Source organism: Pararhizobium qamdonense, from assembly GCF_029277445.1.
Taxonomy (GTDB): domain Bacteria; phylum Pseudomonadota; class Alphaproteobacteria; order Rhizobiales; family Rhizobiaceae; genus Pararhizobium; species Pararhizobium qamdonense.
Genome location: NZ_CP119566.1, coordinates 41,435 through 67,011 on the forward strand (window position 1 = coordinate 41,435; position 25,577 = coordinate 67,011).

A 25,577-nucleotide genomic window follows, 5' to 3' on the forward strand; every position below is an offset into this window, starting at 1 on the left:
TCAGAGATTTTCCACTATCCGTGCTGCGAATGCCTTGCGCGCCTCATCTTCCCAAGGCTCGGGCGAGCCGAAGCCCCAGACCGGCCCCGGCCAGTTGGCATCCCCCTCGTTGCGGGCGATGACGTGAACATGAAGCTGGCGGACGATATTGCCAAGCGCGCCGACATTGATTTTCGTTGCCCCCGTCGCCTTTTTCAAGGCGGCCGCAACCATATTGGTTTCGAATGTCAGCATGGCCTGGTCGAGCGGCGTCAGATCGAAAATCTCCGACACGCCGTCGCGCTGCGGGATCAGAACCAGCCAGGGCCAGCGGCGGTCATTGTTGATGCGAAGCTGGCAAAGGCCGAGCGTGGTGATCAGCAATCCATCGCGTTGAAGGCGTTCATCAATCTCGAAGGCAGGCACGTGTCTCTCCCGGAACGGTGATTTTGTCTTTGTTTGCACAATGCTAGCAGTTTTTTGAAGGCGTGGCTTGCATTTGGTTTCGATATTGCCGATATGAGAACCGGGAGGTTGGTGGTGGACGAGCCACTCGCCAACCGGGTCAGGTCCGGAAGGAAGCAGCCCCAACGAGCCAGGCACGGGTCATCGTGCCAGCCTCCCACCCTTTTCCTTCTGTCCTTTGCGGACATGATTTGCAGCCAAGCGGCCCCGTCTTGGGGAAAAAAGGGCGATGAGCGAAGATAGTCTGATCCCGACATCCGAAAAACCCGCCGCCTACCGCGTGCTTGCGCGCAAGTACCGGCCGAAGGATTTTTCCGATCTGATGGTCGGCCAGGAACCGATGGTGCGCACGCTCACCAACGCGTTCGAGACCGGCCGGATCGCGCAGGCCTATATGCTGACCGGCGTTCGCGGCGTCGGCAAGACCACCACCGCCCGCATCCTCGCCCGCGCCCTGAATTACAAGACGGCCGAAATCGACACGCCGACGATCGACCTTCGCATTCCCGGCGAACATTGCCAGGCGATCATGGAGGGCCGCCATGTCGATGTCATCGAGATGGATGCCGCCTCCCATACCGGTATCGACGATATCCGCGAAATCATCGAGCAGGTGCGCTACCGGCCGGTGTCCGCCCGCTACAAAGTCTATATTATCGACGAAGTGCACATGCTCTCGACCCAGGCCTTCAACGGCCTGCTGAAGACGCTCGAAGAGCCGCCGGAGCATGTGAAGTTCATCTTCGCCACGACCGAAATTCGCAAGGTTCCGATCACGGTTCTGTCGCGCTGCCAGCGCTTTGACCTGCGCCGCATCGGCGCGTCGGATCTCGTCGGCCTTTTCACCACCATTCTGGGCAAGGAAGGCATCTCGGCCGATCCGGATGCGATGGCGATGATTGCGCGCGCCGCCGAAGGCTCGGCCCGCGACGGCCTGTCGCTGCTCGACCAGGCGATCGCCCATGGCGGCGGCGTGGTCGAGGTCGAGGCCGTGCGCTCCATGCTCGGTCTTGCCGATCGCGCCCGCATCGTCGATCTGTTCGAGCATATCGTCAAAGGCGACGTGGCTGCCGCCCTCAACGAATTTTCCGGGCAATACGAGGCCGGCGCCAGCCCCTCGGTGGTGCTCACCGATCTTGCCGACTTCACCCATCTGGTCACAAGGTTGAAATATGTGCCGGATGCGGTCAACGATCAGTCGCTGAGCGAGATCGAACGCACCCGTGGTGCCGAGTTCTCCTCCAGCATTGCCGTGACGACATTGTCGCGCATCTGGCAAATGTTGCTCAAGGGCATTCCGGAAACCGAAAGCTCGTCGCGCCCGGCCGGTGCTGCCGAAATGGTGCTGATCCGGCTTGCCCATGCCGCCCACCTGCCCTCGCCGGAAGATGCGGCACGGCGCTTGCTGGAGATGTCGAGCGGCGATGCGCCGCGCCAGCCCTCTGCCCCGAGCGGCGGCAATGGCGGCGGCGCTCAAGGCTCCATGGGCAACTCTATCCAGGCGCGCGGCAACGATATGCCGCCGGCGCAGCGGGCGACCGGAAATGGCGCGACCATGCTGCGCGCCGTGCCGGACGTTGCGCCGCCACAGGCCATGCCCGTCGGCAAGATCGAGGAACGGCCGGTGGAGGCGCCCGCCGCCAAGGCCGAGCCGAAAGTTCCGGTCCGATCCGTCAGCGACATCGCCGAGCTTTGCGGCACCAACCGCGATATCAAGCTGAAGACCCTGGTGCGCGGTTTCGTGCGGCTGGTCAACCTTGAGCCCGGACGGCTGGAAATCAACCTGCCGGAGGACGCACCAAAGACGCTGGTCGCCGAATTGCAGAAGAAGCTCGAGGACTGGACCGGTATCCGCTGGATGGTCATCCTCAGCCGTGAACCCGGCGCACCGACGCTGCTGGAGGCCGAGACGCAGGCGCAGGAAAAACGCGTCAGCGACGCGCGCCAGGACCCCGACGTTGCCGCCATTCTTTCCAAGTTTCCCGGCGCCAAGATTACCGACGTGCGGATCAAGGGACCGGAGCCGGAAGAGGAAATCGAGCCGGTGGCCGTGGCCGCCGCCGAATCCGAAGAGGGTGACATCCTTCCCGGCGACGATATCGAGCACTAGTTGAAGATTTATCGAGATATTCAGAAGAGGACATGACGATGCGCGACATCATGGGCATGATGGGCAAGGTCAAGGAAATGCAGGCCAAGATGGAAAAGATGCAGGAAGAGATTTCTGCGCTTGAAGTCGACGGCTCCTCCGGCGGCGGTCTCGTCACCGTGCGCATGGACGGCAAGGGCAACCTGAAGAGCCTGAAGATCGACCCGTCGCTGTTCAAGGAAGACGATGTCGAAATCCTCGAGGACCTGATCGTCGCCGCCCACAAGGACGGCAAGGACAAGGCGGAGGCCATCACCGCTGAAAAGACCCGCGAGCTGACCGCGGGCCTGCCGATCCCGCCCGGCATGAAGCTGCCTTTCTAAGTTCAGCAGATATTGGCGGGACTATGAATAGGCCCGCCCGGATCAATTTTCCGGCAAATAGGCGGCGCCGACCATGCGGACCTTGCGCGCCTGCGGCGTGACGAAACTCGTGCTGCCGCGCAGACCGACATCCCCCAGCAACACCAGATTGATCGCCTCGACCGGCTGGACGTCTTGTCCGTCTGAAGCCGGCGCCGCTGCGGCTTGTGGCATTTTCGCGAGCACTGTCTTATAGAACCGGTTGATATCGCAGGTCTTCAGCGACGCCGCCCTTCGATAGGCTCCGGCCTTGGGCAGTTGCGCATAGCGCGCACCTGTGGTCACCGAGATCATCTCGTCGGTATTGCGGTCTTCACTCGTCATCCGGTAGACATCCATGCCCGGATCGTCGCAGATGAACTTGCACTGCGCCGAAATCGCTTCGATATCGTCTGCGGTATTGTAGCCAGAATTCGGCGTGGGAAAGGAATAGCCGTCCGAAAGACGGACGCAACGTGTTTCCATGCGGGCGCTGACCCGCGGCGCGGCATCGCCGGTGGCAAGGCCGCGTGTTGCTGCGGCAGTGCGACGGCTCGGCGCACGATCGGCGATGGCCGGTCTGCAGCTTGGCGCTAGCGTCAGACTGGTCAGCCGGGTGCTTGCCTGCGCGATCCGCCCGGCAATCTCGCGGCAGGCGAAGCTTGACGCAGCAGAACAGCCATATTTGGTTTCGAACGTCCGGTTGGCTGCGATCTGGCGCTGCAGGCGGGCAATTTCGGGATTGCCCCGAGACACCGCGCAGTCCCCCGCCACCGCAACAGTGCCCTGTGCCGCCAGCATCGTGACCATGACGCCCAACACGGCGCTCATCTGCCGGAAACCGGCCGCAACCCTGAAAAATGGGGACATGATCACGGTCCTTGCCGATCTTTTTTGCGCGCAGATTCAGGCATCCTCGCGCACGTGCCTTGGCATGTGCGTTCCGGTTTGCAGTTGTCTGCACTATCATCGATTTACCGCACCAACCCTTTGCAATACCGGGCCTTGCGACAGCATCTCCATAGGTTGAGACGCGATGGAAAGAAAGCGGAACCTCGGCAGATGGTTAAAGCCGTCGAGGCCAAGAAACCCGGTTCAGCCGCTGAGCTGGGCTCTCAGCTTGTGGTGGATGGGCGCTGCGATATAGCGGGCACGGTCGGCGTCGGAGAGGTTCTTACCGTATGTTTCCAAAAGTTCCGGCATCAGCACCGGAGCGCCAGAATAGGCGTGATAGGTGACGGCATCTCCGGCCTGAACGACGCCATCTTTCAGCACGCGGCAATAAAAGCCCGGCCTTCCGGCCTTGGCGAAGCGCTTTGCAAAGCCGGGGTCGTCCATCCGGGCGGACAGCGTCGCGCAGGGGATGCGGGCAGAGGTAACCTCAAGTTCCACCGTCTCCGTCTCGAACCGGTCGCCCACTGAAATCTTGCGGCTGTCGGCGCCTTCGATCACCAGGTTTTCGCCGAAGATACCCGGTTCCAGATCGCGGCCGAGCTCCTTTGCCCACCAGTCGAGATCGGCCGAACCCAGCGCATAGACGGCCTGGTCGACGCCGCCATGATGCTTGCGGTTGCAGATCTTGTCGCCGATCAGCCCCTCGCGGTCGATCATCACGCCGGCATCGACCGGATGCTTGAAGATGCCGGTCCTGTAGGATTTGCCCGGCAGGATTTCGGCACTGCCGGTGCAGACGGCGAGGATTTTCATGGGCGGCACTTTCTTTTCAGCGATTCCGTTCCGTGGAGATATGGGGTAGAAACCCCGCATGGCAAAGCGAGTCACCGGCCCCGAAATTGAAAAACTCATCCAGCTGCTGGCAAAGGTGCCCGGTCTCGGGCCGCGCTCGGCCCGGCGCGCTGCCCTTCACCTGGTCAAGAAGAAGGACCAGCTGCTCGGTCCGCTGGCCGATGCCATGGGCGAGGCGCATCGCAAGGTCCGCATCTGCTCGTGCTGCGGCAATGTCGATACGATCGATCCCTGCAGCGTGTGCTCCGACGACCGGCGCGACAACTCCGTCATCATCGTCGTCGAGGATGTCTCCGACCTTTGGGCGCTGGAGCGGGCGAGCGCCATGAACACGGCCTATCACGTGCTTGGCGGCACCCTGTCGCCGCTCGACGGCATCGGCCCCGACGATCTGAACATCAAGGGCCTGGTCGAGCGGGTGAGCAAAGGCGGCGTGCGCGAACTGATCATCGCCGTCAACGCCACCGTCGAGGGCCAGACAACAGCCCATTACATCACCGACCAGCTCGACGGCCTCGGCGTCAAGATCACCCGGCTCGCACATGGCGTACCGGTGGGCGGCGAACTGGATTACCTGGACGAAGGCACGCTGACAGCAGCATTGAGGGCGAGGACGGCGATTTGAGGATGCGTTTGAATATGCCGAAACCTACCCCCGTCTGTCACGGAGCCGGTCCTCGGGCTTGCCAAAGGCAAGACCCGGGGGTGACATCTCCCCTTCAAGGGGGGAGATCATTCTTTTCCCACATCTTGATAGCAGCCCGATCATGTCTGTCTTTTTCAGTAAGGGGCGCTGAAAACCTGCGGTTAATCTCCGCCCTTGAGGGGGAGATGTCGGCGTCGCCGACAGAGGGGGGTAAACTTCGCCAAACTCTGACGATAATAATCGCGGCAGTCGTGTCACTGATGCCCCTGCCCACCCTCGCCGCCTCCAAAGCCGGCACCGAAGCCCAGTTCCGCCAATGGCTGCAAACCGATCTTTGGCCGCAGGCGCAGAAATCCGGCATTACCGCTTCAGCCTTCAAGGCGGCCTTTGCCGATGTCAAACTCAATTGGGACCTGCCTGACCTCGTTCCCCCCGGCACCAGGCCGCCCGGCGAGCAGAAGCAGAGCCAGGCGGAATTTTCCTCGCCCGGCGCCTATTTCTCAGAGCAGCGCCTGCAGGGACTGGCGGCGACCGGGCGCAGCCTGGCCAAGGAACACGCCGCAACACTCAGGCGGATCGAGAAAACCTACGGCGTGCCGGGTCCTGTGATCATTGCCATCTGGGGCCGCGAATCCGGCTTCGGGCGGGCGAAAATCCCGCATCCGATCATGGATGTCCTGGCCACCAAGGCCTTCATGTCGACGCGCGGCGATCTCTTTCGCCGCGAGCTGATCGCGGCACTCCATATTCTCGACAGCGGCGATGTGAAGGAGGCCGATATGCGCGGCTCCTGGGCCGGCGCCATGGGCCAGCCGCAGTTCCTGCCGACGAGTTTCCTCAAATATGCCGTCGATTTCGATGGCGACGGGCGCCGCGATATCTGGAAATCGACGCCGGACACGCTGGCCTCGATCGCCAACTATCTGTCGAAAAAAGGCTGGCAGCGTGGCCGCGACTGGGGCTTCGAGGTCTATATTCCTGCCAATGTCACCTGCGCGCAGGAAGGCCCCGATCTCGCCAAGCCGATCTCGCAATGGGCGTCCGACGGTATAGAGCGCGCCTCCGGCAAGGCGTTTCCGGCCAGCGAAGCCAGGGCAGACGGCATGATGCTGGTGCCCGCCGGCCGCAACGGCCCCGAATTCATCGTCACGCCGAATTTCTACGTCATCAAGGAATATAACAATTCCGACCTCTATGCCCTTTTCATCGGCAACCTTGCCGACCGGATCGCCACGGGCAGCGGCGCCTTCCGGCGCGAGTTCGGCGATGTCGGCAAGATGCTGCGCTCCGACGTCTTGAAGATGCAGAAGGCGCTGGAAAAACAGGGCTACGATATCGGCAAGGCCGATGGTCTGGCCGGGTACAAGACCCGCCGCTCGATCGGCGCCTGGCAGGCAAAGAACGGGCTCGAGCCAACCTGTTTCCCGCAGAAAAGCCTTTTGGGCAAACTCTAGACATGGGCCCATTCTAGAACCAGACCGGGCGGAACCGCATTCGATCCCGCCCGGTCAAGGCATCAGGCAGTCGCGAGGCTGGTTTCGAGCCGGTTGATGATCGCGGTCCAGCCCTGTTCGTGACCGTTTCGCGCTTCCTCGGACTTGAATTTCACCTGTTTCAGGGTGATTTCCGTCTTACCGGCATCGACTTCGGCTAGATCGATGGTCACGACGCTGTCGTCGAGCGAATAGGGCGATTCCCAGGTGAAGGACAGATGGGAATGCGGGTCGATTGCCAAATAGGTGCCCGCATGCGGGATTTCCTTTTCGGGCGTTACCATGACGATCGAAAACCGTCCGCCCTTGACCGGATCGTTCTTGACCTTGCTTGGCTGCGAACTGCCAGAGGGCGGTGCCATGAATTTTGCCAGCATCACCGGTGAAAGCCAGGCGTTGAACACGTTTTCACGCGATGCCGCGATGGTGCGGCTGACTGTCAGTTCAAGCTCATTCATTGTCCTCATCCTTTGCAACGAGTAAGTTTTCCAGCGCCGCAAGGCGCAAGTCCCAGATCGACTTCAATTGCGCGAACCAGGCCTCGGTCAGCTTCAGCGGCTCGAGTTCGGCTGCGATGAAATGCTCGCGGCCCATGGTCCGGCGGGTGACAAGTCCGGCCTCCTCCAGCACCTTGATATGCTTGGAGACGGAATTCAGCGACATGTCGAAATGGGCGGCCAGCGCCGTCACCCTCAATGCACCCTCCTGAACAAGCAGCGTCAGGATGCGTCGCCGGGTCGTATCGCCGGCGGCCTTGAGAACCCGTGACAGATCATCTTCGTCCATTTATTCACCCTAACAGTTGAATATATCAAGCCTTCGCAATAGTCAACCATATGGGTGAATATTTTGAAACCGGTCAAACACCGCCCTCCCCGGTTATTTTGAAACCACCCTGGCGCCGGCAAAAGAAAGGCCGGCATTGCGAAGCGCAAAACCGGCCAGTCGGAGATGATCGATGCGATATCAGTGCATGTCCATCTGCTGCTTGTAGCGCTCGTATTCGTAGGGGAGGATGGTCTGGCGCTCGATCATCCGGTGCACGCGGGGCGCCGCCTCGCCGCGATGCAGAGCCAGGAGCCGGTCGCCAATCTCGGCGTCGGCCTGGGTGCGGCGCTGGTTGTGGCGGACATATTCCACCCAGGTCGGCACGTGATAGGTCTCGGTCCAGGTGGTCGGGTTTTCCAGATCGCGCATCAGCCCCCATTGCCCGGCGCCATCCCGGATCCGGATCCGGCGGCGCTCGGCCATGGCGGTCAGGAATTCCGGCACGTCGTCATCGGCGATCTCGTAATCGATCATGACAACGATCGGGCCGCTGCGGGGCTTGAGATCGAGCTTCAGCAGCGGTTCGGAAAAACGGTTGAGCGGGTCGAGATTGAGTGACTGGAATTCCGGCAGCGGCAAGCGGAGCCCGATGGCCGCACCCACCACCATCAGACAGGCCGACGCGATAAGCGCATTGGCCGGGCCATAATTTTCCGCCGCCTGCCCCCACATCCAGCTGCCCGCCGCGATGCCGCCAAAGGTCGTCGTCTGGTAGAGCGACAGCGCCCGGCCAACCACCCAGCGCGGCGTCGACAGCTGCACCGTCGTATTGAACAAAGAGAGCGCCAGAACCCAGCCGGCACCCGACAGGAGCAGCGCAAGGCTGGTGAGCCAGCCATAGGGGCTTAACGCGGTCACCAGGCTGCTTAACGCAAAGCCGGCAAAGGCGATGCGCACCACCCATTCGCTGGACAAATGTTCGCGCAGCCGGGCGCTCAAGAGCGCACCGCCGATGGCGCCGAGCCCGAAGGCGCCGAGCATGATACCATAGGTGAGCGGCCCGCCGGCAACCAGATCGCGCGCGACCAGCGGCAACAGCGCGAGAATGGCGCTGGCGGAAAGACCGAAGAAAAAGCCGCGCACCAGAACCTTGCCGATATTCGGCGACATCGCGACGTAACGCAGCCCTGCGGAAATTGCCCGGCCCATCGATTCGCGCGGCAGCGTCGATAGTGTCTCTTCCCGGCGCCAGCGCAGCAGCGCATAGATGATGGCGAAATAGCTGAGCGTGTTAGCGGCAAACGCTGCGGCAGCGCCTGCGGCTGCAACGATCACGCCGCCGATGGCAGGGCCGACAGAGCGGGTGATATTGAACCCCATGCTGTTCAGCGCGACGGCCGCTGGCAGCACGTCGCGCGGTACCATATCCCCGACAGAGGCCTGCCAGGACGGATTGTTGAGCGCCGTGCCGCAGCCGATCAGGAAGGTGAACAGGAGGAGCAGCCAGGGCGTGATGAAACCGAAATAGGCGCAGAGCGTCAGGAGCGCCGAGACACCCAGCATGAAACACTGGCCGATCAGCATGATACGGCGGCGGTCGAAATTATCGGCCAGCGCCCCGGAAATCAGCGAAAACAGCATGATCGGCAGCGAGGTCGAGGCCTGCACCAGCGCCACCATATTCACCGAGTCGGTGATCGACGTCATCATCCAGGCGGCGCCGACGGCCTGGATCAACCCGCCGAAATTGGAGGCGAGGCTTGCCACCCAGATGACCCGGAACGTATCGTGCTTGAACGGCGCCAATGGCGATAATCGGTGCGGCAACGCGCTTTCCCACCCTGTCAGTGTTTGAATAGTCTTTGTGAGGCCCAATCTAGGCGAGATGATTGCCCGGGCAAGCAAAAGCACGGCGCCCGGCAGGATTTCACCACTTCGCCGTCCGCAAGAGGGTTTTGCGCGGCCGAGAGGTTTTGCGGGGCGAGATGCAGCATATCTTGCATTTGCCGATAATCGAGCGTATATGACCCTCAAATTCTTGATCGGTTGATGAAGAGTGGGCCCGTCAGGACCCGCTCTTTTTTATTACCCGATGGTTTGGGAGAACATCGTTTGTCCGATACGGCAACGGCAGAAAACACACAGGAACCGCGCCTCGTCACCGAGACCGGCATCGACCGGCGCATCGCCGATATCATCGAGCCCGTTTTGGTTCCGATGGGCTACCAGCTGGTGCGCGTGCGCCTGTCCTCGCAGAATGGCGCGACATTGCAGATCATGGCCGAGCGGCTTGACGGCACGATGACCGTGGAAGATTGCGAAGCGATCTCGACCGCGATCTCGCCAGTGCTTGACGTGGAAGATCCCGTCGATCGGGAGTATCATCTGGAAGTATCGTCACCGGGCATTGACCGGCCGATGGTGCGCAAATCGGATTTTACCCGCTGGTCCGGACATCTGATCAAGTTCGAAACGTCCGTTCTGGTCGATAGCCGCAAGCGTTTCCGCGGCAAGATCGTTGCGGCCGACGACGAGGCCTTCACGATCGAGCGCGATCAACCGGCTGAGGGCGAAGACCCGCAGGTGGTCGTTCCCTATACGGCGTTTGCCGAAGGCAGGCTCATCCTCACGGATGACCTGATCCGCGATGCGCTGACAGCAGACAAGAAGGCGAAGGCAGCCCAGGCCGCCAACGAAAACTTCGAAGACGAAGATTCGCCGATCAATTGAGTTCATGGGCGCGGGACGCCTTCGAGTAAGGCCCCGGCAATCAGACGGAGACTTTAATATGGCAGTGAGTGCTAACAGGCTCGAACTTCTGCAGATCGCGGATGCCGTCGCGCGCGAAAAAGTGATCGACCGCGAAATCGTTCTGGCCGCCATGGCCGACGCGATCCAGAAGGCCGCCCGCTCGCGCTACGGTTCGGAAAGCAATATCCGCGCCGACATCAATTCCAAGACCGGCGAAATCCGGCTTCAGCGCCTGCTCGAAGTCGTCGAGGTTGCCGAGGACTATTCCACGCAGATCCCGCTGGAACTGGCGCGCGACCGCAATCCGGACGCCATTCTCGGCGACTTCATCGCCGATCCGCTGCCGCCGATGGATTTCGGCCGCATCGCTGCCCAGTCGGCCAAGCAGGTCATCGTCCAGAAGGTGCGCGAAGCCGAGCGTGACCGCCAGTTCGACGAGTTCAAGGATCGCATCGGCGAAATCGTCAACGGCACGGTCAAGCGCGTCGAATATGGCAATGTCATCGTCGATCTCGGCCGTGGCGAAGGCATCATCCGCCGCGACGAAATGATCCCGCGCGAAAACATGCGCTATGGCGACCGCGTCCGCTCCTATGTCTACGACGTGCGCCGCGAACAGCGCGGTCCGCAGATTTTCCTGTCGCGCACGCATCCGCAGTTCATGGTGAAGCTGTTCACCATGGAAGTTCCGGAAATCTATGACGGCATCATCCAGATCCGTTCGGTTGCCCGCGACCCCGGCTCGCGCGCCAAGATCGCCGTCATCTCCAACGATTCGTCGATCGATCCGGTCGGCGCCTGCGTCGGTATGCGCGGTTCGCGCGTCCAGGCCGTTGTCGGCGAGTTGCAGGGCGAAAAGATCGATATCATTCCGTGGTCACAGGATCCGGCATCGTTCATCGTCAACGCGCTGCAGCCGGCCGAAGTCTCCAAGGTCGTTCTCGACGAGGATGCCGAGCGCATCGAAGTGGTGGTTCCGGATGAACAGCTGTCGCTGGCCATCGGCCGCCGCGGCCAGAACGTCCGCCTCGCATCGCAGCTGACCGGCTGGGATATCGACATCATGACGGAAGCGGAGGAATCCGAGCGCCGCCAGAAGGAATTCAACGAACGCACCGCGCTGTTCATGGAAGCCCTCGACGTCGATGAAATGGTCGGCCAGGTTCTGGCATCCGAAGGCTTTGCCGCCGTCGAAGAGCTTGCCTATGTCGAGCTCGACGAAATCGCGTCGATCGAAGGTTTCGACGAGGATACGGCCAGCGAGCTGCAGACCCGCGCCCGCGAATATCTCGAGCGTCTGGAAGGCGAGATGGACGCCAAGCGCGTTGCCCTCGGCGTTTCCGACGAGCTGCGCACGATCAACGGCATGACCGGCCAGATGCTGGTTGCGCTGGGTGAAGACGGCATCAAGACGATGGAAGACTTTGCAGGCTGCGCCGCTGACGATCTCGTCGGCTGGTCGGAACGCAAGGATGGCGAGACCAAGAAGTTTGAAGGCCTGTTCTCCAAGCTCGAAATCTCGCGCGTCGATGCCGAACGCATGATCCTGCAGGCGCGCCTGGCTGCCGGCTGGATCACCCAGGAAGATCTGGCACGCGAAGAAGAAGCGCTCGAAGTCGTGGAAGGCGCGGAACAGGACGCCTGACAGGGCGTTGCTGACCGTGATCCAAGCTGATGCTGCTTGAAGACCGCCATGTTGATTGAAGACAAGGACCCTGCGGGGGACATTGATGGTGAAGCAGTGAACGGCCGCATGTGCATCGTCACGCGGGCAAGCGGAACTCCGGAAACGTTGATCCGCTTTGTCGCCGGGCCCGATGGCAAGGTGGTGCCCGACCTGAAGAAACAGCTGCCGGGCCGCGGCTGCTGGGTGAGCGCTGAACGGGCGATCGTCGAAAAGGCGATTGCCAAGAAGCTGTTTGCCCGTGGCCTGAAGCGGGCGGATGTGATGGCCGGACCGGAGCTTGCCGACGAGGTGGACCGGCTGTTGTCGATGCAGCTCGGCGGCATGATGAACATGGCGCGCAAGGCGGCACAGTTCATCAGCGGCGCCTCGAAAGTGGAGCAGGCCGTACGTGGAATGGCGGCGCTTGCCACCTTTCATGCGGTGGATGCCGCACCGGACGGTGTGCGCAAGATTGACCAGGCACGCAAGGCCATGAGCTTTGTCGCCGATGACGGAGAGGAAATTCCCTCCTATCGCTTCTTCACCGAAGCGGAAATGGGAGGGCTTTTAGGCCAGAATGCTTTTATCCATGCCGCAGCGCTTGCAGGGCAGGCGGGTGAGGGTGTAGTGAAGCGCGCAAACATGCTCGAAAGATATCGGGGAACCGTCCCCGCTCGAGCCGTTGGCGCCGAATCTGGCTTGCCGACACAATGACGCGGGTCACCGGCGCAGGCCGGCACAACCGCGATTGCAAAACAGAAATTGAACGGCGGGGTCTGGTGATACGCATCCGGCCCTGATCTTAGGAACGGAACGGAATGACCGACAACAACGACGACAAGACATTCGGCGGAGCCAAGAAGACGCTGACCCTGAAGCCTTCCGGGGTGAGCCAGGGAACTGTTCGCCAGGACATGGGTCGCGGCCGGACGAAGGCAGTCGTGGTCGAGACGCGCAAGCGTCGGCCCATGCGGCCGGAAGACGAAAAGCCGGTCGTTCCGATCGCAACACCGGCAGCCCCGGTGGCACGCGTGGTCGAGCCTGTGCGCCCGGCGCCTGCGCCACAGCAGCAACAGCCTGCGCGCCCGGCCCAGCAACAGCCGCAGCCGCGCCAGCAGGACAACCGCCAGGACAACAACAATCGCCCGCGCGTCGGTGTGGTTCTCAACCAGCTTTCGGCTGGTGAGATCGACGCCCGCCGCCGTGCGCTTGCCGAAGCCCAGATCCGCGATGCCGAAGACGCCAAGCGCCGCGCTGCCGAAGAGGCACGCCGCGCCGCCGAAGAGGCAGAGCGCCTGAAGGCCGAGCAGGCCGAAGCCGCCCGTCTGGCTGCCGAAGAAGCAGCCCGCACGCCGGCCGAACGCGCCGCCGAAAAGGCTGCAGCCGAGGCAGCCGCCGCCGCTGAAGCCGAAGCAACCGCTGTCGCCGCCCGCAAGGCGGAAGACCAGGCGCGCGCCCAGGCCGCAAAGCCTGCAACGGCGCCATCGACCATTACCCCCACCATCGGCGCCCGCCGCAAGGCGGAAGGCGAAGAGGAAGAGGCCCGTCCGAACCGTGGCGCGACCGCACCGGTGCGCGGCAAGGTCGTTCGCCCCGAGCCTGCCAAGGCCCCTGCCCGTCCGAAGACGGAAGAGGAACGCCGAAAGGGCAAGCTGACGCTGACCGCTGCTCTCGACGATGACGGCAATCCGCGCGGCCGCTCCATGGCTGCCATGCGCCGCCGCCAGGAGAAATTCCGCCGCAGCCAGATGCAGGAAACCCGCGAAAAGGTCATGCGCGAAGTGATCCTTCCGGAAACCATCACCATTCAGGAATTGTCGCAGCGTATGGCCGAGCGGGCCGTCGATGTGATCAAGTACCTGATGAAGGAAGGCCAGATGATGAAGCCGGGCGACGTCATCGACGCCGACCTTGCAGAACTCATCGCCGGCGAATTCGGCCACACGGTCAAGCGCGTTTCGGAATCCGATGTCGAAGAAGGCCTGTTCAACGGCAAGGACGATGGCGACATGCTGCCGCGTCCGCCGATCGTGACCATCATGGGTCACGTCGACCACGGCAAGACATCGCTGCTCGACGCCATCCGCAAGACCCATGTCGTTTCGGGCGAGGCCGGTGGCATCACCCAGCATATCGGCGCCTACCAGGTCGAGCAGAACGGTCACAAGATCACCTTCATCGACACCCCCGGCCACGCCGCCTTTACGGCCATGCGTGCCCGCGGCGCCCAGGCGACCGACATCGCGATCCTGGTAGTTGCGGCGGACGACAGCGTCATGCCGCAGACGATCGAATCCATCAGCCACGCCAAGGCTGCCGGCGTTCCGATCATCGTCGCCATCAACAAGGTCGACAAGCACGAAGCTGATCCGCAGAAGGTGCGCAACCAGCTGCTGCAGCACGAAGTGTTCGTGGAAACCATGGGCGGTGAAGTGCTCGACGTCGAGGTTTCGGCCAAGACCGGCCTCGGCCTCGACAAGCTGCTCGAAGCCATCCTGCTGCAGGCCGAAATTCTGGACCTGCGCGCCGATGCGGACCGCACGGCAGAAGGGACCGTCGTCGAAGCCCAGCTCGATCGCGGCCGCGGTGCGGTTGCCACCGTCCTGGTCCAGAAGGGCACCTTGAAGCCGGGTCAGATTATCGTCGCCGGCGACCAGTGGGGCCGTGTGCGTGCCCTCGTCAACGACCAGGGCGAACACGTCAAGGAAGCGCCTCCGTCGATGCCGGTCGAGATCCTCGGTCTGTCCGGTACGCCGCTGGCCGGTGACAAGTTCGCCGTCGTCGAAAACGAGAGCCGTGCCCGCGAAATCTCTGAATATCGTCAGCGCCTGACCCGCGACAAGGCCGTTGCCCGTGCATCGGGCCAGCGCGGTTCGCTGGAACAGATGATGATGACGCTGCAAAATACCGGCCTCAAGGAATTCCCGCTGGTCATCAAGGGCGACGTGCAGGGCTCGATCGAAGCCATTGCCGGCGCACTCGACAAACTGGGAACCGACGAGGTTCGTGCCCGCATCGTGCATTCGGGTGCCGGTGGCATCACCGAGTCCGACATCTCGCTGGCGGAAGCCTCGAACGCGGCCATCATCGGATTCAACGTTCGTGCCAACGCCCAGGCCCGCACCGCTGCGGAACGCGCCGGTATTGAAATCCGCTACTACAACATCATCTACGATCTGGTGGATGATGTTAAGGCGGCGATGTCGGGTCTTCTTTCCCCGGAAAGACGCGAAACCTTCCTCGGCAATGCCGAAATCCTGGAAGTGTTCAACATCACCAAGACCGGCAAGGTCGCGGGTTGCCGCGTCATCGAAGGCAAGGTGGAACGTGGTGCAGGCGTGCGTCTGGTTCGCGACAACGTCGTTATCCACGAAGGCAAGCTCAAGACACTCAAGCGCTTCAAGGACGAAGTCTCCGAAGTGCCGATGGGCCAGGAATGCGGCATGGCCTTCGAGAATTACGAAGACATCCGCGCCGGCGACACGATCGAATGCTTCCGCGTCGAGCACATCACCCGCACGCTGTAATTCTTTTGAGCGATATCAAGATAAGCCAAACGCCGTCTGTTTTCATGACAGACGGCGTTTGGCGTTTTTCACACGTGTACAGTAGCTCAGAACTCGCAGCGTCCCGAAAGGAAGTTAGAAATTTTTCTGCTTCACAGGGATCGACGGCCAAAAAAACCGCATTCCTCACACTCGTCTTGATACTATTGGTGCTGTATCTATTGACGCTAGCGGTATGTTCTGCACTTTTAATAGATTATCTGTATGATAATTTCCCATGGATGATCATGGAGTATGCAAATAACGCATTTGGCGTCGCACTTTATATATTTATTACCTTAACATTACACTTCTCAATTTTATTTCTATTTCGAATTCTCTCTCTTCGGCCCAAGTCCGGTGCAATCAGCATTTATGACTATGAGATCACCACATCTTCTGTGACCACGGACGGAAATGGCCAAAGGACCGAAACACGCTGGAATGCCGTCACTATGTTTGGTGAAACGAAAAACTATTTTGTCGTGTCGCATCGCTTTGGCGTCTACATTGCCATACCAAAGCGTGCCTTTTCAAATGTGGAGATGTTGGCTGACTTCAAAAAGTTTTGCGAGCAGGCACTCAATGCGGCCAAATCGACCAACGGAAAAATAACCCAGTAACAAATTGGCGCCACAGCTATTTCAAGCTGCGGCGCCACACACTTAAATCTGCTTGCCGATCTTTGCGTCCACAGACTGCGCATTCGATCCACGAATGGCAAAGAACAGGAAGATCGCCGCCCAGAGGATCGATTTCTCAGCGCCGGCAAGGCCCTCGCTTTTCACGATGCCATGAAAGTAGACCGTGACCAGCAGAACGATCATCGCGGCAAAGGAGGCCGGACGGGTAAACAGGCCGATCGCAATCAGGATTCCGCCGAAAAATTCCGTGGCGGCGAGAAGCGGCGACCAGAAGACGCCGGGATAGAAGCCAAGGCTTTCGACCATGCCGACGGCGCCGAACGGATTGCTGATCTTGCCAAAGCCATGGGTGACGAGCAGCACGCCCGCGACCACGCGCAGCAATGTTTCGGCCGAGGTATCGAGCGGCAGATAGAACCGCTGCAGGGCGGGCAGCATGGCTGGCGGCCGGGTCGATGGTAGGTCAGTCATGTTGGCTCCTCTTGATATTAGCAACGCAGCATTCTCTTGCTGCGAAAACTTCAGCGATCAAGGGCGGCCCCCATAAAACCTGATTATTTCAGTTAACAATTTCGTGAGCCATTCTTGATTACGCCCTGTTGCGGTCCCATGCACCGATCGGTAACGTCCGCCAAACCAAAGCTCTCCCCAAACCAAGCTCTCTGCGGAAACCGCCATGACAGAAAAGCCACGCATCGCCATTCTCTACTGCACCCAGTGCAACTGGCTCTTGCGGTCTGCCTGGATGGCGCAGGAACTGCTCTCCACCTTCGGCGACAGCCTTGGCGAAGTGGCGCTTATTCCCGGCACCGGCGGCAATTTTGAAATCCATGTGGGCGACACCCTGATCTGGGAGCGCAAGCGCGATGGCGGCTTTCCGGGACCGAAGGAATTGAAGCAGCGTGTGCGTGACGTGATCGAGCCCGGGCGCGATCTCGGCCATACCGACCGGACGTGAGCCTTTGACCGCAGGCCTGCTTTTCGGCGTGTTCAGCGCCGCCTTTTTATCCGCAACATTGCTGGTTGGCGTTTCCGAAGCCGCGTTGATCCTTGCTGCCCGGCGGCCGGATGCGCATCTCATCGCCCTTTTCCTGGCCGCGACGGCCGGCAACGTGCTGGGCGCGGTGGTCAATTTCGTGCTCGGCCGCTTTCTCCTGCGCTTTGAAAATTGCCGCTGGTTTCCCGTGAGCCCGCTTAACCGCAAGCGGGCGGAGGCCCTGTTCGGCCGCTATGGCCGGCCCATCCTGCTGTTGTCCTGGCTCCCCGTGGTCGGCGACCCGTTGACACTGGTGGCGGGGCTGTTGCGCACCCCGCTGCCGGTATTTCTCCTCTATGTCACGATCGGCAAGGCCGCACGTTACGCCGTGCTGTTATGGGCCTGGGACACATTTGCCGGCTGACACCCTCTTAAAGACGGAATCGGCGGGGAAAATCCCCGCCGCCTGATGCAATTCCGTGTCGCTTACCGGTAGGGCGAGCGGCAAACCCTGTAGGCGCCGCTGTTCGACAGGAAACGGTTCGTTGCCGGATTGTAGGAGCGGTAGCGCGACAGGCACCAGCGCACATGACGATTGTAGCCGTTGTAAATCATCGGCGGCGCTACATAGACCGGCGGGCGGTAGTAGGGCCGGTACGGCCGGTAGTGATATCCGGGCCGGTAATAGGGACGGTAATGCGGGCGATGATGGGGCCGGTAACCGGGGCGATGATGCGGCCGGTAGTGGCCGTGACCGCGGCGATGGGCCACCGTCTGGACGTCTGTTTTTTGCGACGCGCCGATATCCGGTGTCGGCATCGCCTGCGCGCCGGCAACCGGCATCATGATGGAGGCTGCGCTCAGCACGCAGCCAATAACGAAATTGCGAAATCCCGCCATTTGTTTCCTCATTTCTCCCAAAGGGGTTTACTTGGTTGGTGTCCCTTTTTTATATAACGGCCAGTCTTTTTGTTTTATTTCGTATTTCCGTAGTCATCCGACTGCAATTTGGCGCCATTCGGCGTCCAAACCTTTCACAAGCGGCAGAATGCCCCAATATTGACTGCAAGTCACCCGCCGGATTATCGCAATCCCGCCGGCGCGACGGAGGATAGATTGAGTTTGAAATTCGGTACCAGCGGCCTGCGCGGCCTTTCCATCGACCTGAACGGCCCCCCTGCCGCCCTCTATGCAACGGCCTTCGCCCGTCATTTGATCTCGTCCGGACAGGCCAAGCAAGGTGATCCGATCCTGCTTGGCCGCGATTTCAGGGCCTCCAGCCCGGAGATTTCGGCGATCTGCGCCGGTGCCTTGACCCGCGCCGGACTGGCCGTTTTCGATTGCGGCACGGTGCCGACGCCGGCCCTGGCTTTGTATGGGTTGGAACTCGGCGCCGCCGCGCTGATGGTTACCGGCTCGCACATCCCAGCCGATCGCAACGGCATCAAGTTCTACCGCCCGGACGGCGAAATCTCCAAGATCGATGAGGAAGCCATCGGCCGGCAAGCGGAGGCGATCATGGCGGAGCCCGCCGCGATCGATGCAACACCCGGTGAGGCTGCCGATCACGCCCGCCACTCCGAAGCGCTTTTCCTCACCCGCAATGCCTCGATCCTTCCCGCAGGCGCCCTGTCCGGCCTCAAGGTCGGCGTCTACCAGCACAGCACGGTGGCGCGCGACCTGTTTGTCGAGGTCCTGTCCGGCTATGGCGCTGAGGTCGTGGCGCTCGGCCGTTCCGCCGATTTCATTCCGGTGGATACCGAGGCGGTGTCTCCCGCAACCATTGACCTGCTCCAGGCCTGGGCGCGCGAGCACAGGCTCGACGCGATCGTCTCCGCCGATGGTGACGGCGACCGTCCGCTGGTCAGCGACGAAACCGGCCTGCCGCTGCGCGGCGACCTTCTCGGCCTGATCGCGGCGCAATTCACCGGCGCCACGGTGGCCGTGACCCCCGTCACCTCCAATTCCGGCCTGGAGCGCCAGCCGGATCTGACCATCCTGCGCACCCGTGTCGGCTCGCCCTTCGTCATCGAAGGCATGCTGGAGGCGGTCCGCAGCGGCAAGACCGGCGTTGCCGGCTTCGAGGCCAATGGCGGCACCTTGACCGCCACGGACTTTACCTTGAACGGCGCCACGTTGAAAGCTCTGCCGACGCGTGACAGCTTCCTGCCGGCGCTGGCCGTGCTGTCGCTGGCCGCACAGCGCCAGAAGCCGCTTTCGGCGATTGCGCAAGACTTTGCGCTCCCGGTGGCGCTGAGCGACCGGATCGAGAATTTTCCGCTGGAAACCAGTGCTGCGCTGATGCGCCACCTCCGTTCCGGAATGGACAATCTGGCTGCATTTCTCGCCCCGATCGGCAAGCCGGAAACCGTCAGCGATATCGACGGATTGCGCGTGATGCTGACCGATCGCAGCATCGTTCACTTCCGTCCGTCGGGCAATGCGCCGGAAATGCGCTGCTATGCCGAAGCGGAAACGGCGGATCAGGCAAAGCGCGTTCTGGACCAGGGGCTTGCCGCCATCCGCGCCTTTGGCGAGGCGTACGCAAAAGCCTGACGACGGGAGAATGCGACGAAATTGTTTCGGGGAAAATCTTTGCTGTTCAACGGTTTGCTCAACTTTTCCCGACAATTTCAAGAAAACTTCAAAAACCCTGTTGACACAAAAGCGTGGGGCCCGTACACCCCCGCTCGTCGCCCAGATGGCGGAATTGGTAGACGCGCCAGCTTCAGGTGCTGGTACTCGAAAGGGTGTGGAGGTTCGAGTCCTCTTCTGGGCACCAATTTCATATTCACAGCTGCTCCGGCAGTTTTGAACATCCAAAAAAGCCCGGTTCGCCGGGCTTTTTTCGTTTCAGGGTTTCATCCCCCGCAGCCCCCGAATCCGGTTTCGTCCTTGGCTTTCATTCCTAGCGCGCCACCCCGGCGAATGATGCTTGACATGAGGGCAATGCCCGTATTTTAATCCTGCCAACGAATTAAGCACTTTCATTCACATGACCTCTTGGTCGATGGGCAGTTTGGCCCCACGATGCTCCCATCTCAGATGGGCACGGCGTCGTGGGGTTTTTGGTTTTTGGCGGGCTGATGAAAAACACGGTACGAATTGGCATTCTGTATTCGACGACCGGCCCCTATGCGGAGATCGGACGCGACGCGCGTGATGGCGCCGATTTTGCAATCGAGGAAATCCGTGCCCTCCATGGCAATGCCGTCGAGCCCGTGACCATCGACCCGCATGCCGATATCGCCGCCTATCTCGAAGGTGCGCGCGCCATGCTGCGCGACCATGGCTGCCGGCATATCATTGGCACCATCACCTCGCTCGCCCGCAAGGAAGTCATTCCGCTTGTCGAAAAACATGATGGCCTGCTCTGGTACATGTGCCCCTATGAGGGTTTCGAGGCCAATGACAATGTCATCTATACCGGCGGCTGCCCCAACCAGCATCTTTTGCCGCTGTTCGATTATCTGATCCCGCGCTTCGGACGCCGCCCCTATCTGGTCGGCGCCAATTATGTCTGGGGCTGGGAAATGAACCGGCTGGCCCGCGAGCTGATCGAGGAGGCAGGTGGCGAAGTACTCGGTGAGCGCTATCTGCCGCTGGAGGAAACCGCCGTCGAGCGCATCGTTCTGGATATCGAGCGGCAGCGCCCGAGCTTCATCCTCAATAATTTCATCGGCCCGTCCAGCTATGCCTTTCTCGCCGCCATTCGCGCGCTCGGCGCCCGCAATCCGGCCTTTCTTCCGGAAAACTGCCCGGTGGTGAGCTGCGACCTGCAGGAAAGCGAACTGCCCCATATCGGCCTTGGCGTCGCCACGGGCCAGCTCTGCGCGGCCGCCTATTTCGATACGGTTGCGACCCCGGAAAATGCCGCCTTCAAGGCGCAGGTCTCCGCCAAGTTCGGTGTGGAGCGGCGCATTTCGAGCGTTTTTGCCAGCGCCTATGCCTCGGTCAAGCTGTGCGCGGAAGCCATCCTGGCAGCCGGAACGGACGATCCGACTGCGGTTGCGCGCCAGCTCTCGGCGGCGCCTCTGCCGACGGTGCTGGGTCCGATCGTGATCAATCCCGATACCCGCCACGCAGCACTCCCCTTTCATCTTGGCCGCATCAATGACGGCGGCGGTTTCGATATCATCGCTTCGCAGCCGGCTATACCCGCCGATCCCTATCTGACCGGCCGCCGCACCCGCCAGCCGGCGCAGCTGAGGATCGTGTCATGAGGGAAACACCAAATTTCACCGGCTGGCGCGCCACCATTCTCCATCGCGAAGACAACACCACCGAACGGCTGACCCGCCAGCTGAAGCTGATCGGCTTTCAAGTGACGGTTCAGTGGCAACCGCTCGATGCCGCCGACCTGCCGGATTTCGTGCTTGTCGATGCCGATCAGGGCTGGGACGGGCTCTTGCCCTGGAGCGGCGAAAATGCGCCGCGGCCGCTGGTGGCGCTGCTCGGCTCAGAGGCCCCCGGGCGCATTGCCTGGGCGATGCAACAGGGCGTCGGCGCCATCATCGCCAAGCCGCTGGCCTCCTCGGCCGTCTATCCCGCCCTGGTCATGGCGCTTGGCATCCACCGTGAACGCAAGGCCGTGATCGACAAGCTGAACCATCTGGAAGAGCGCGTCCGGCTGCGGCCGCTGGTGCATGCCGCCGTCGAGCGCATCATTGCCGAGCGCCATGTCGACGAGGAACTCGCCTATACGATCCTGCGCAATTGCGCGATGCGCCGCCGCATGCCGTTGGAGCAGATCGCAGCCTCTATTCTCGGCGGCGCCGAGCCCATGCCGGAGGCCGGTTGATGCGCATCCTAAAAAGCATGATCCGCCAGCCGTCGGCGCTGTTCGGCCTGGCGATCGTTGCCCTCGTCATTTTCATGGCGGTCGCCGCACCACTCATTGCACCCTATAATCCCGATGAACAGATGTTTGACGGGCTGACGCTCGAAGGCGCGCCGATGCCGCCAAGCGCCCAGTTCCTGCTCGGCACCGATACGCTCGGCCGCGACCTGTTCTCCCGCCTGCTCTACGGCGCCCGCACCTCCCTGGTCATCGGCCTTGTCGCCAATGGCATCGCGGTTGCGATCGGGCTTTTGATTGGCATCCTGTCCGGCTATATGCGCGGCCTCGTCGGCAATGCGCTGATGCGCTTTACCGATCTGATGATGGCCTTTCCGGCCCTGCTTCTGGCCATCGTGCTGGCAGCGCTCCTGCGCCCGAGCCTGTGGATCGTCGCCATGGTGATCGCGCTGGTCAATTGGGTGCAGGTGGCGCGCATCGTCTATACCGAAACCCGCGGCCTGGTGGAGCGCGATTTCATCCTGGCCGAACGGTCGCTAGGCGCTGGCCATGTCCGCATCCTGTTTCATCACATCCTGCCGCATCTGATGCCGACGGCGATCGTCTGGGGCACGCTCGGTATCGCCACCACGGTGCTTCTGGAAGCGACGCTGTCGTTCCTCGGCATCGGCGTGCAGCCGCCGACGCCCTCCTGGGGCAATATCATTTTCGAAAGCCAGAGCTATTTCCAGGCGGCCCCCTGGCTGGTGTTCATTCCCGGCGCCGTCATCCTTTTGACCGCGCTCTCCTTCAACCTGGTCGGCGATGCGCTGCGCGATATTCTCGACCCGACCCAGCGCGGGAGGGGTTGAGATGATGTTTCTGATCCTGCGGCGGCTCGTCCAGACGGCGCTCATCCTGTTCGGCGTTGCGGCCATCACTTTCCTGCTGCTCTACGCCCTGCCCGCCGATCCTGCCCGGATGATCGCCGGCCGCAGCGCAACGGCGCAGACGGTTGCCAATATCCGCCATGAACTTGGCCTCGACCAGCCGCTGCTTGCGCAATTCTGGACCTATCTGAAGGGCCTGTCCGAAGGCAATCTCGGCCGCTCCTATGCGCAGAAAACCGATGTCGGCGCGCTGATTGCGGCCCGTCTTCCGGCAACCTTGATCCTGATGGCGGCCGGTATCGCCGTCGAGGTGGTGCTCGGCCTTTTGCTCGGCGTCATCGCCGCCGTGCGCCGTGGCGGGCCGGTCGACCGGTTCGTGATGATGGCATCGTTTGTCGGCGTATCCGCCCCGCAATTCGTGGCAGCGCTTCTGCTTCTCTATGTCTTTGCCGTTACGCTCGCCTGGTTCCCGATGAGCGGCTTTGGCACCTTTGCCCATGTCGTGCTTCCCGCCACCACGCTCGGCATTCTGGGGGCCGGCTGGTATGCGCGCATGGTGCGCTCGGCAATGATCGACGTGCTCAACCAGGATTATGTCCGCACCGCCCGTGCCAAGGGCCTGTCGTCCGCCCGCATCGTCTTTCGCCATGCGCTGCCGAATGCGCTTCTTCCGATCATCGCCATGATCGGCATCGATATCGGCCAGTTCATGAGCGGTGTCGTGGTGGTCGAGGCCGTCTATGGCTGGCCCGGCATCGGCCAGCTTGCCTGGCAGGCGATCCAGCAGGTCGATATCCCGATCATCATGGGCGTGACGCTGGTCTCCGCACTTGCCATCGTCATCGGCAATCTCGTCGCCGATCTGATCGCGCCACTCATCGATCCACGCATCCGTGCGCGGTAATCCAAATCAGCAACCAAAAAGGGGAACTCAAATGTTCAAACGCTGGCTTCGAAACTCCACGATCGCAATGGCGCTCGCCTTCACCCCGCTGCCTGCCTTCGCGCAGGATACGATCAAGCAGGGCGGCGATATCGTCATCACCTACAAGGACGACATCGCCACGCTCGATCCAGCCATCGGCTATGACTGGGTCAACTGGTCGATGATCAAGAGCCTCTATTCGCGGCTGATGGACTATACGCCGGGCACGCCGGACCTGATCCCGTCGCTGGCCGAAAGCTTCACCGTTTCGCCGGATGGCCTCACCTATACCTTCAAGCTGCGCAAGGGCGTGAAGTTCACCAATGGCCGCGAGGTCGCCGCCTCCGACGTCAAATATTCGATCGAGCGCGCCGTCGATCCGAAGACGCAAGGCCCCGGTGCCGGTTTCTTCGGTGCCATCAAGGGGTTTGACGCGGTCAGCGGCGGCACATCGCCGACGCTGGAAGGCATCACGACGCCGGACGATTCCACCGTCGTCTTCACGCTGTCGCGCCCCGACGCTACCTTCCTACATGTTCTCGCCATCAACTTCGCCTCCGTCGTGCCGAAGGAAGCCGTCGAGGCGGCAGGCGGCGATTTCGGCAAGAACCCCGTGGGTTCGGGCACGTTCGTGCTGAAAGAATGGACCGTCGGCCAGCGCCTGGTGTTCGAGCGCAACCCGGATTATTTCGTCAAGGACATGCCGCATATCGACAAGTTCACTGTCGAAGTCGGCCAGGAGCCGCTGGTGGCGCTTCTGCGGCTGCAAAAGGGCGAAGTCGATATTGCCGGCGATGGCGTGCCGCCTGCCAAGTTCCTCGAGATCAAGAACTCGCCTGAGGGCGCCAATATCATCGTCGATGGCGCGCAGCTGCACACCGGCTATATCACGCTCAACACCAAGGTGGCGCCCTTCGACAATGTGAAGGTTCGACAGGCCCTGAACATGGCCATCAACAAGGAGCGTATCACCCGCATCCTGAACGGCCGCGCGACGGCTGCCAACCAGCCGCTGCCGCCGCTGATGCCGGGCTACGACAAGGCCTTCACCGGCTATGCCTTCGATGTCGAGAAGGCCAAAGCGCTGCTCGCAGAAGCCGGTTTCCCGGATGGTTTTGAAACGGTCCTTTATTCCACCAACACCGATCCGCAGCCGCGCATCGCCCAGGCGATCCAGCAGGACCTGGCCGCTGTCGGCGTCAAGGCCGAGGTTCGCGCGCTGGCGCAGGCCAACGTGATCGCCGCCGGCGGTACCGAAGGCGAAGCGCCGATGATCTGGTCGGGCGGCATGGCCTGGATCGCCGACTTCCCGGATCCGTCCAACTTCTACGGCCCGATTCTTGGTTGCTCGGGTGCGGTTCAGGGCGGCTGGAACTGGTCCTGGTATTGCAACAAGGATCTCGATGCCCGCGCGATCGCCGCCGATTCGATGTCGGACCCGGCCAAGGCTGCCGAGCGTCAGGCCGAATGGGGCAAGATCTTCACCGACATCATGGCGGACGCGCCGTGGATCCCGCTCACCAACGAACGCCGCGTCGTCGCCAAGTCGCCGCGCATGGGCGGCGCTGGCGACATCTATGTCGATCCGACCCGCGTCATCAATTACGACGCGATCTTTGTGAAGGAGTAAGCAAGATTGCCCATGGCTCTGGTGAAAATCAGAGCCATGGAACGGCTATTGAGGACGGCGGTACGGCGCTGTCTCTTCTCCCCCTACGGGGAGAAGTGCCGAGCGAAGGCGAGGCGATGAGGGGCGGCGCGGCACATCAAGAGTGCTTGGCTCCCCCTCATCCGGCCCTTCGGGCTACCTTCTCCC

General features: G+C 61.7%; 25 protein-coding genes, 1 tRNA gene and 1 other RNA gene. 19 read left to right on the forward strand and 8 right to left on the reverse strand.

The window, feature by feature from the left end; all coding sequences use genetic code 11:
* The gene (locus PYR65_RS00225; RefSeq protein ID WP_276119446.1) at positions 1 to 405 is read right to left on the reverse strand and encodes an HIT family protein; all 405 of its coding nucleotides are present in this window, start codon (positions 403 to 405) and stop codon (positions 1 to 3) included.
* A gap of 103 nt (positions 406 to 508) precedes the next feature.
* Between PYR65_RS00225 and ffs the strand changes: the two genes are divergently transcribed.
* The 3 genes from ffs to PYR65_RS00240 all read left to right on the forward strand — a co-directional run bounded on the left by ffs (position 509) and on the right by PYR65_RS00240 (position 2,916).
* Positions 509 to 605: signal recognition particle sRNA small type (gene ffs, locus PYR65_RS00230), an RNA gene on the forward strand.
* A 68-nt stretch (positions 606 to 673) separates the two neighbouring features.
* A complete protein-coding gene (locus PYR65_RS00235; RefSeq protein ID WP_276119447.1) occupies positions 674 to 2,554 on the forward strand; it encodes a DNA polymerase III subunit gamma/tau in 1,881 nt (626 codons plus the stop codon).
* Positions 2,555 to 2,592: 38 nt separating this feature from the next.
* Entirely contained in the window at positions 2,593 to 2,916 is a 324-nt protein-coding gene (locus PYR65_RS00240; RefSeq protein WP_060638160.1) for a YbaB/EbfC family nucleoid-associated protein, read from the forward strand.
* Positions 2,917 to 2,958: 42 nt separating this feature from the next.
* Here the strand turns inward: PYR65_RS00240 and PYR65_RS00245 are convergent, their stop codons facing one another.
* Together PYR65_RS00245 and PYR65_RS00250 are read right to left on the reverse strand one after the other, a co-directional pair.
* The gene (locus PYR65_RS00245; RefSeq protein ID WP_276119448.1) at positions 2,959 to 3,804 is read right to left on the reverse strand and encodes a DUF2865 domain-containing protein; all 846 of its coding nucleotides are present in this window, start codon (positions 3,802 to 3,804) and stop codon (positions 2,959 to 2,961) included.
* Between the two features lie 225 nt (positions 3,805 to 4,029).
* A complete protein-coding gene (locus PYR65_RS00250; protein WP_276119449.1) occupies positions 4,030 to 4,641 on the reverse strand; it encodes an MOSC domain-containing protein in 612 nt (203 codons plus the stop codon).
* A gap of 58 nt (positions 4,642 to 4,699) precedes the next feature.
* Between PYR65_RS00250 and recR the strand changes: the two genes are divergently transcribed.
* Both recR and PYR65_RS00260 read left to right on the forward strand, forming a co-directional pair.
* On the forward strand, positions 4,700 to 5,305 hold the full coding sequence (gene recR, locus PYR65_RS00255; protein WP_276119450.1) for a recombination mediator RecR: 606 nt from the start codon (positions 4,700 to 4,702) through the stop codon (positions 5,303 to 5,305).
* Between the two features lie 281 nt (positions 5,306 to 5,586).
* Positions 5,587 to 6,780 (forward strand): lytic murein transglycosylase, encoded by a 1,194-nt coding sequence (locus PYR65_RS00260; protein ID WP_276119451.1) that lies wholly within the window; start codon positions 5,587 to 5,589, stop codon positions 6,778 to 6,780.
* A gap of 62 nt (positions 6,781 to 6,842) precedes the next feature.
* Here the strand turns inward: PYR65_RS00260 and PYR65_RS00265 are convergent, their stop codons facing one another.
* The 3 genes from PYR65_RS00265 to PYR65_RS00275 all read right to left on the reverse strand — a co-directional run bounded on the left by PYR65_RS00265 (position 6,843) and on the right by PYR65_RS00275 (position 9,414).
* Positions 6,843 to 7,277 carry an SRPBCC family protein gene (locus PYR65_RS00265; protein WP_276119452.1) on the reverse strand — a complete coding sequence of 145 codons (435 nt, stop codon included), beginning with the start codon at positions 7,275 to 7,277 and terminating at the stop codon, positions 6,843 to 6,845.
* Positions 7,270 to 7,605, reverse strand: a complete 336-nt coding sequence (locus tag PYR65_RS00270) for an ArsR/SmtB family transcription factor (protein ID WP_060637969.1) — start codon at positions 7,603 to 7,605, stop codon at positions 7,270 to 7,272. The genes PYR65_RS00265 and PYR65_RS00270 overlap by 8 nt, the downstream gene beginning before the upstream one ends.
* A gap of 180 nt (positions 7,606 to 7,785) precedes the next feature.
* Positions 7,786 to 9,414, reverse strand: coding sequence for an MFS transporter (locus PYR65_RS00275; RefSeq protein WP_276119453.1), 1,629 nt, complete (start codon positions 9,412 to 9,414; stop codon positions 7,786 to 7,788).
* Positions 9,415 to 9,699: 285 nt separating this feature from the next.
* Between PYR65_RS00275 and rimP the strand changes: the two genes are divergently transcribed.
* The 5 genes from rimP to PYR65_RS00300 all read left to right on the forward strand — a co-directional run bounded on the left by rimP (position 9,700) and on the right by PYR65_RS00300 (position 16,172).
* Positions 9,700 to 10,317, forward strand: coding sequence for a ribosome maturation factor RimP (gene rimP, locus PYR65_RS00280; protein ID WP_060637967.1), 618 nt, complete (start codon positions 9,700 to 9,702; stop codon positions 10,315 to 10,317).
* Between the two features lie 58 nt (positions 10,318 to 10,375).
* On the forward strand, positions 10,376 to 11,983 hold the full coding sequence (gene nusA / locus PYR65_RS00285; RefSeq protein ID WP_276119454.1) for a transcription termination factor NusA: 1,608 nt from the start codon (positions 10,376 to 10,378) through the stop codon (positions 11,981 to 11,983).
* 48 nt (positions 11,984 to 12,031) lie between these two features.
* Positions 12,032 to 12,718 carry an RNA-binding protein gene (locus tag PYR65_RS00290; RefSeq protein WP_276119455.1) on the forward strand — a complete coding sequence of 229 codons (687 nt, stop codon included), beginning with the start codon at positions 12,032 to 12,034 and terminating at the stop codon, positions 12,716 to 12,718.
* 104 nt (positions 12,719 to 12,822) lie between these two features.
* Positions 12,823 to 15,531, forward strand: coding sequence for a translation initiation factor IF-2 (infB, locus tag PYR65_RS00295; protein WP_276119456.1), 2,709 nt, complete (start codon positions 12,823 to 12,825; stop codon positions 15,529 to 15,531).
* A gap of 5 nt (positions 15,532 to 15,536) precedes the next feature.
* Positions 15,537 to 16,172 carry a YcxB family protein gene (locus PYR65_RS00300; protein ID WP_276119457.1) on the forward strand — a complete coding sequence of 212 codons (636 nt, stop codon included), beginning with the start codon at positions 15,537 to 15,539 and terminating at the stop codon, positions 16,170 to 16,172.
* A 42-nt stretch (positions 16,173 to 16,214) separates the two neighbouring features.
* Here PYR65_RS00300 and PYR65_RS00305 read toward each other — a convergent pair whose 3' ends face one another.
* The gene (locus PYR65_RS00305) at positions 16,215 to 16,631 is read right to left on the reverse strand and encodes a DoxX family protein (RefSeq protein ID WP_407951295.1); all 417 of its coding nucleotides are present in this window, start codon (positions 16,629 to 16,631) and stop codon (positions 16,215 to 16,217) included.
* A gap of 238 nt (positions 16,632 to 16,869) precedes the next feature.
* Between PYR65_RS00305 and PYR65_RS00310 the strand changes: the two genes are divergently transcribed.
* Positions 16,870 to 17,151, forward strand: coding sequence for a SelT/SelW/SelH family protein (locus PYR65_RS00310; RefSeq protein WP_060637960.1), 282 nt, complete (start codon positions 16,870 to 16,872; stop codon positions 17,149 to 17,151).
* Positions 17,152 to 17,212: 61 nt separating this feature from the next.
* A complete protein-coding gene (locus tag PYR65_RS00315; RefSeq protein WP_407951296.1) occupies positions 17,213 to 17,593 on the forward strand; it encodes a YqaA family protein in 381 nt (126 codons plus the stop codon).
* Between the two features lie 62 nt (positions 17,594 to 17,655).
* Here the strand turns inward: PYR65_RS00315 and PYR65_RS00320 are convergent, their stop codons facing one another.
* On the reverse strand, positions 17,656 to 18,069 hold the full coding sequence (locus PYR65_RS00320) for a BA14K family protein (RefSeq protein WP_276119460.1): 414 nt from the start codon (positions 18,067 to 18,069) through the stop codon (positions 17,656 to 17,658).
* Positions 18,070 to 18,285: 216 nt separating this feature from the next.
* Here PYR65_RS00320 and PYR65_RS00325 point away from each other — a divergent pair, with 216 nt between their 5' ends.
* The 7 genes from PYR65_RS00325 to PYR65_RS00355 all read left to right on the forward strand — a co-directional run bounded on the left by PYR65_RS00325 (position 18,286) and on the right by PYR65_RS00355 (position 25,391).
* Positions 18,286 to 19,725, forward strand: a complete 1,440-nt coding sequence (locus PYR65_RS00325; RefSeq protein ID WP_276119461.1) for a phosphomannomutase — start codon at positions 18,286 to 18,288, stop codon at positions 19,723 to 19,725.
* A gap of 139 nt (positions 19,726 to 19,864) precedes the next feature.
* A tRNA-Leu gene (locus PYR65_RS00330) sits at positions 19,865 to 19,951 on the forward strand.
* 304 nt (positions 19,952 to 20,255) lie between these two features.
* Positions 20,256 to 21,392: a transporter substrate-binding domain-containing protein gene (locus PYR65_RS00335; RefSeq protein ID WP_276119462.1), complete on the forward strand. Its 1,137-nt coding sequence runs from the start codon at positions 20,256 to 20,258 to the stop codon at positions 21,390 to 21,392.
* Positions 21,389 to 21,970 carry an ANTAR domain-containing response regulator gene (locus PYR65_RS00340; protein WP_276119463.1) on the forward strand — a complete coding sequence of 194 codons (582 nt, stop codon included), beginning with the start codon at positions 21,389 to 21,391 and terminating at the stop codon, positions 21,968 to 21,970. Before PYR65_RS00335 ends, PYR65_RS00340 begins: the two co-directional genes overlap by 4 nt.
* Entirely contained in the window at positions 21,970 to 22,818 is an 849-nt protein-coding gene (locus PYR65_RS00345; protein WP_060637956.1) for an ABC transporter permease, read from the forward strand. The genes PYR65_RS00340 and PYR65_RS00345 overlap by 1 nt, the downstream gene beginning before the upstream one ends.
* Position 22,819: 1 nt before the next feature.
* Complete coding sequence (locus tag PYR65_RS00350; protein WP_276119464.1) at positions 22,820 to 23,740, forward strand: ABC transporter permease; 921 nt, start codon at positions 22,820 to 22,822, stop codon at positions 23,738 to 23,740.
* A 31-nt stretch (positions 23,741 to 23,771) separates the two neighbouring features.
* Positions 23,772 to 25,391 (forward strand): ABC transporter substrate-binding protein, encoded by a 1,620-nt coding sequence (locus tag PYR65_RS00355; protein WP_276119465.1) that lies wholly within the window; start codon positions 23,772 to 23,774, stop codon positions 25,389 to 25,391.
* The last annotated feature ends 186 nt before the right edge of the window (positions 25,392 to 25,577 follow it).

Bases quoted from the DNA above. Each gene is read 5' to 3' on its own strand.
- infB (WP_276119456.1), top strand. From the start codon at position 12,823: ATGACCGACAACAACGACGACAAGACATTCGGCGGAGCCAAGAAGACG.
- nusA (WP_276119454.1), top strand. From the start codon at position 10,376: ATGGCAGTGAGTGCTAACAGGCTCGAACTTCTGCAGATCGCGGATGCC.
- PYR65_RS00245 (WP_276119448.1), bottom strand. From the start codon at position 3,804: ATGTCCCCATTTTTCAGGGTTGCGGCCGGTTTCCGGCAGATGAGCGCC.
- PYR65_RS00235 (WP_276119447.1), top strand. From the start codon at position 674: ATGAGCGAAGATAGTCTGATCCCGACATCCGAAAAACCCGCCGCCTAC.
- PYR65_RS00240 (WP_060638160.1), top strand. From the start codon at position 2,593: ATGCGCGACATCATGGGCATGATGGGCAAGGTCAAGGAAATGCAGGCC.
- PYR65_RS00340 (WP_276119463.1), top strand. From the start codon at position 21,389: ATGAGGGAAACACCAAATTTCACCGGCTGGCGCGCCACCATTCTCCAT.
- PYR65_RS00270 (WP_060637969.1), bottom strand. From the start codon at position 7,605: ATGGACGAAGATGATCTGTCACGGGTTCTCAAGGCCGCCGGCGATACG.
- PYR65_RS00345 (WP_060637956.1), top strand. From the start codon at position 21,970: ATGCGCATCCTAAAAAGCATGATCCGCCAGCCGTCGGCGCTGTTCGGC.
- recR (WP_276119450.1), top strand. From the start codon at position 4,700: ATGGCAAAGCGAGTCACCGGCCCCGAAATTGAAAAACTCATCCAGCTG.
- PYR65_RS00320 (WP_276119460.1), bottom strand. From the start codon at position 18,069: ATGGCGGGATTTCGCAATTTCGTTATTGGCTGCGTGCTGAGCGCAGCC.
- PYR65_RS00260 (WP_276119451.1), top strand. From the start codon at position 5,587: ATGCCCCTGCCCACCCTCGCCGCCTCCAAAGCCGGCACCGAAGCCCAG.
- PYR65_RS00355 (WP_276119465.1), top strand. From the start codon at position 23,772: ATGTTCAAACGCTGGCTTCGAAACTCCACGATCGCAATGGCGCTCGCC.
- PYR65_RS00350 (WP_276119464.1), top strand. From the start codon at position 22,820: ATGATGTTTCTGATCCTGCGGCGGCTCGTCCAGACGGCGCTCATCCTG.
- PYR65_RS00305 (WP_407951295.1), bottom strand. From the start codon at position 16,631: ATGCTGCCCGCCCTGCAGCGGTTCTATCTGCCGCTCGATACCTCGGCC.
- PYR65_RS00310 (WP_060637960.1), top strand. From the start codon at position 16,870: ATGACAGAAAAGCCACGCATCGCCATTCTCTACTGCACCCAGTGCAAC.
- PYR65_RS00265 (WP_276119452.1), bottom strand. From the start codon at position 7,277: ATGAATGAGCTTGAACTGACAGTCAGCCGCACCATCGCGGCATCGCGT.
- PYR65_RS00335 (WP_276119462.1), top strand. From the start codon at position 20,256: ATGAAAAACACGGTACGAATTGGCATTCTGTATTCGACGACCGGCCCC.
- PYR65_RS00290 (WP_276119455.1), top strand. From the start codon at position 12,032: ATGTTGATTGAAGACAAGGACCCTGCGGGGGACATTGATGGTGAAGCA.
- PYR65_RS00250 (WP_276119449.1), bottom strand. From the start codon at position 4,641: ATGAAAATCCTCGCCGTCTGCACCGGCAGTGCCGAAATCCTGCCGGGC.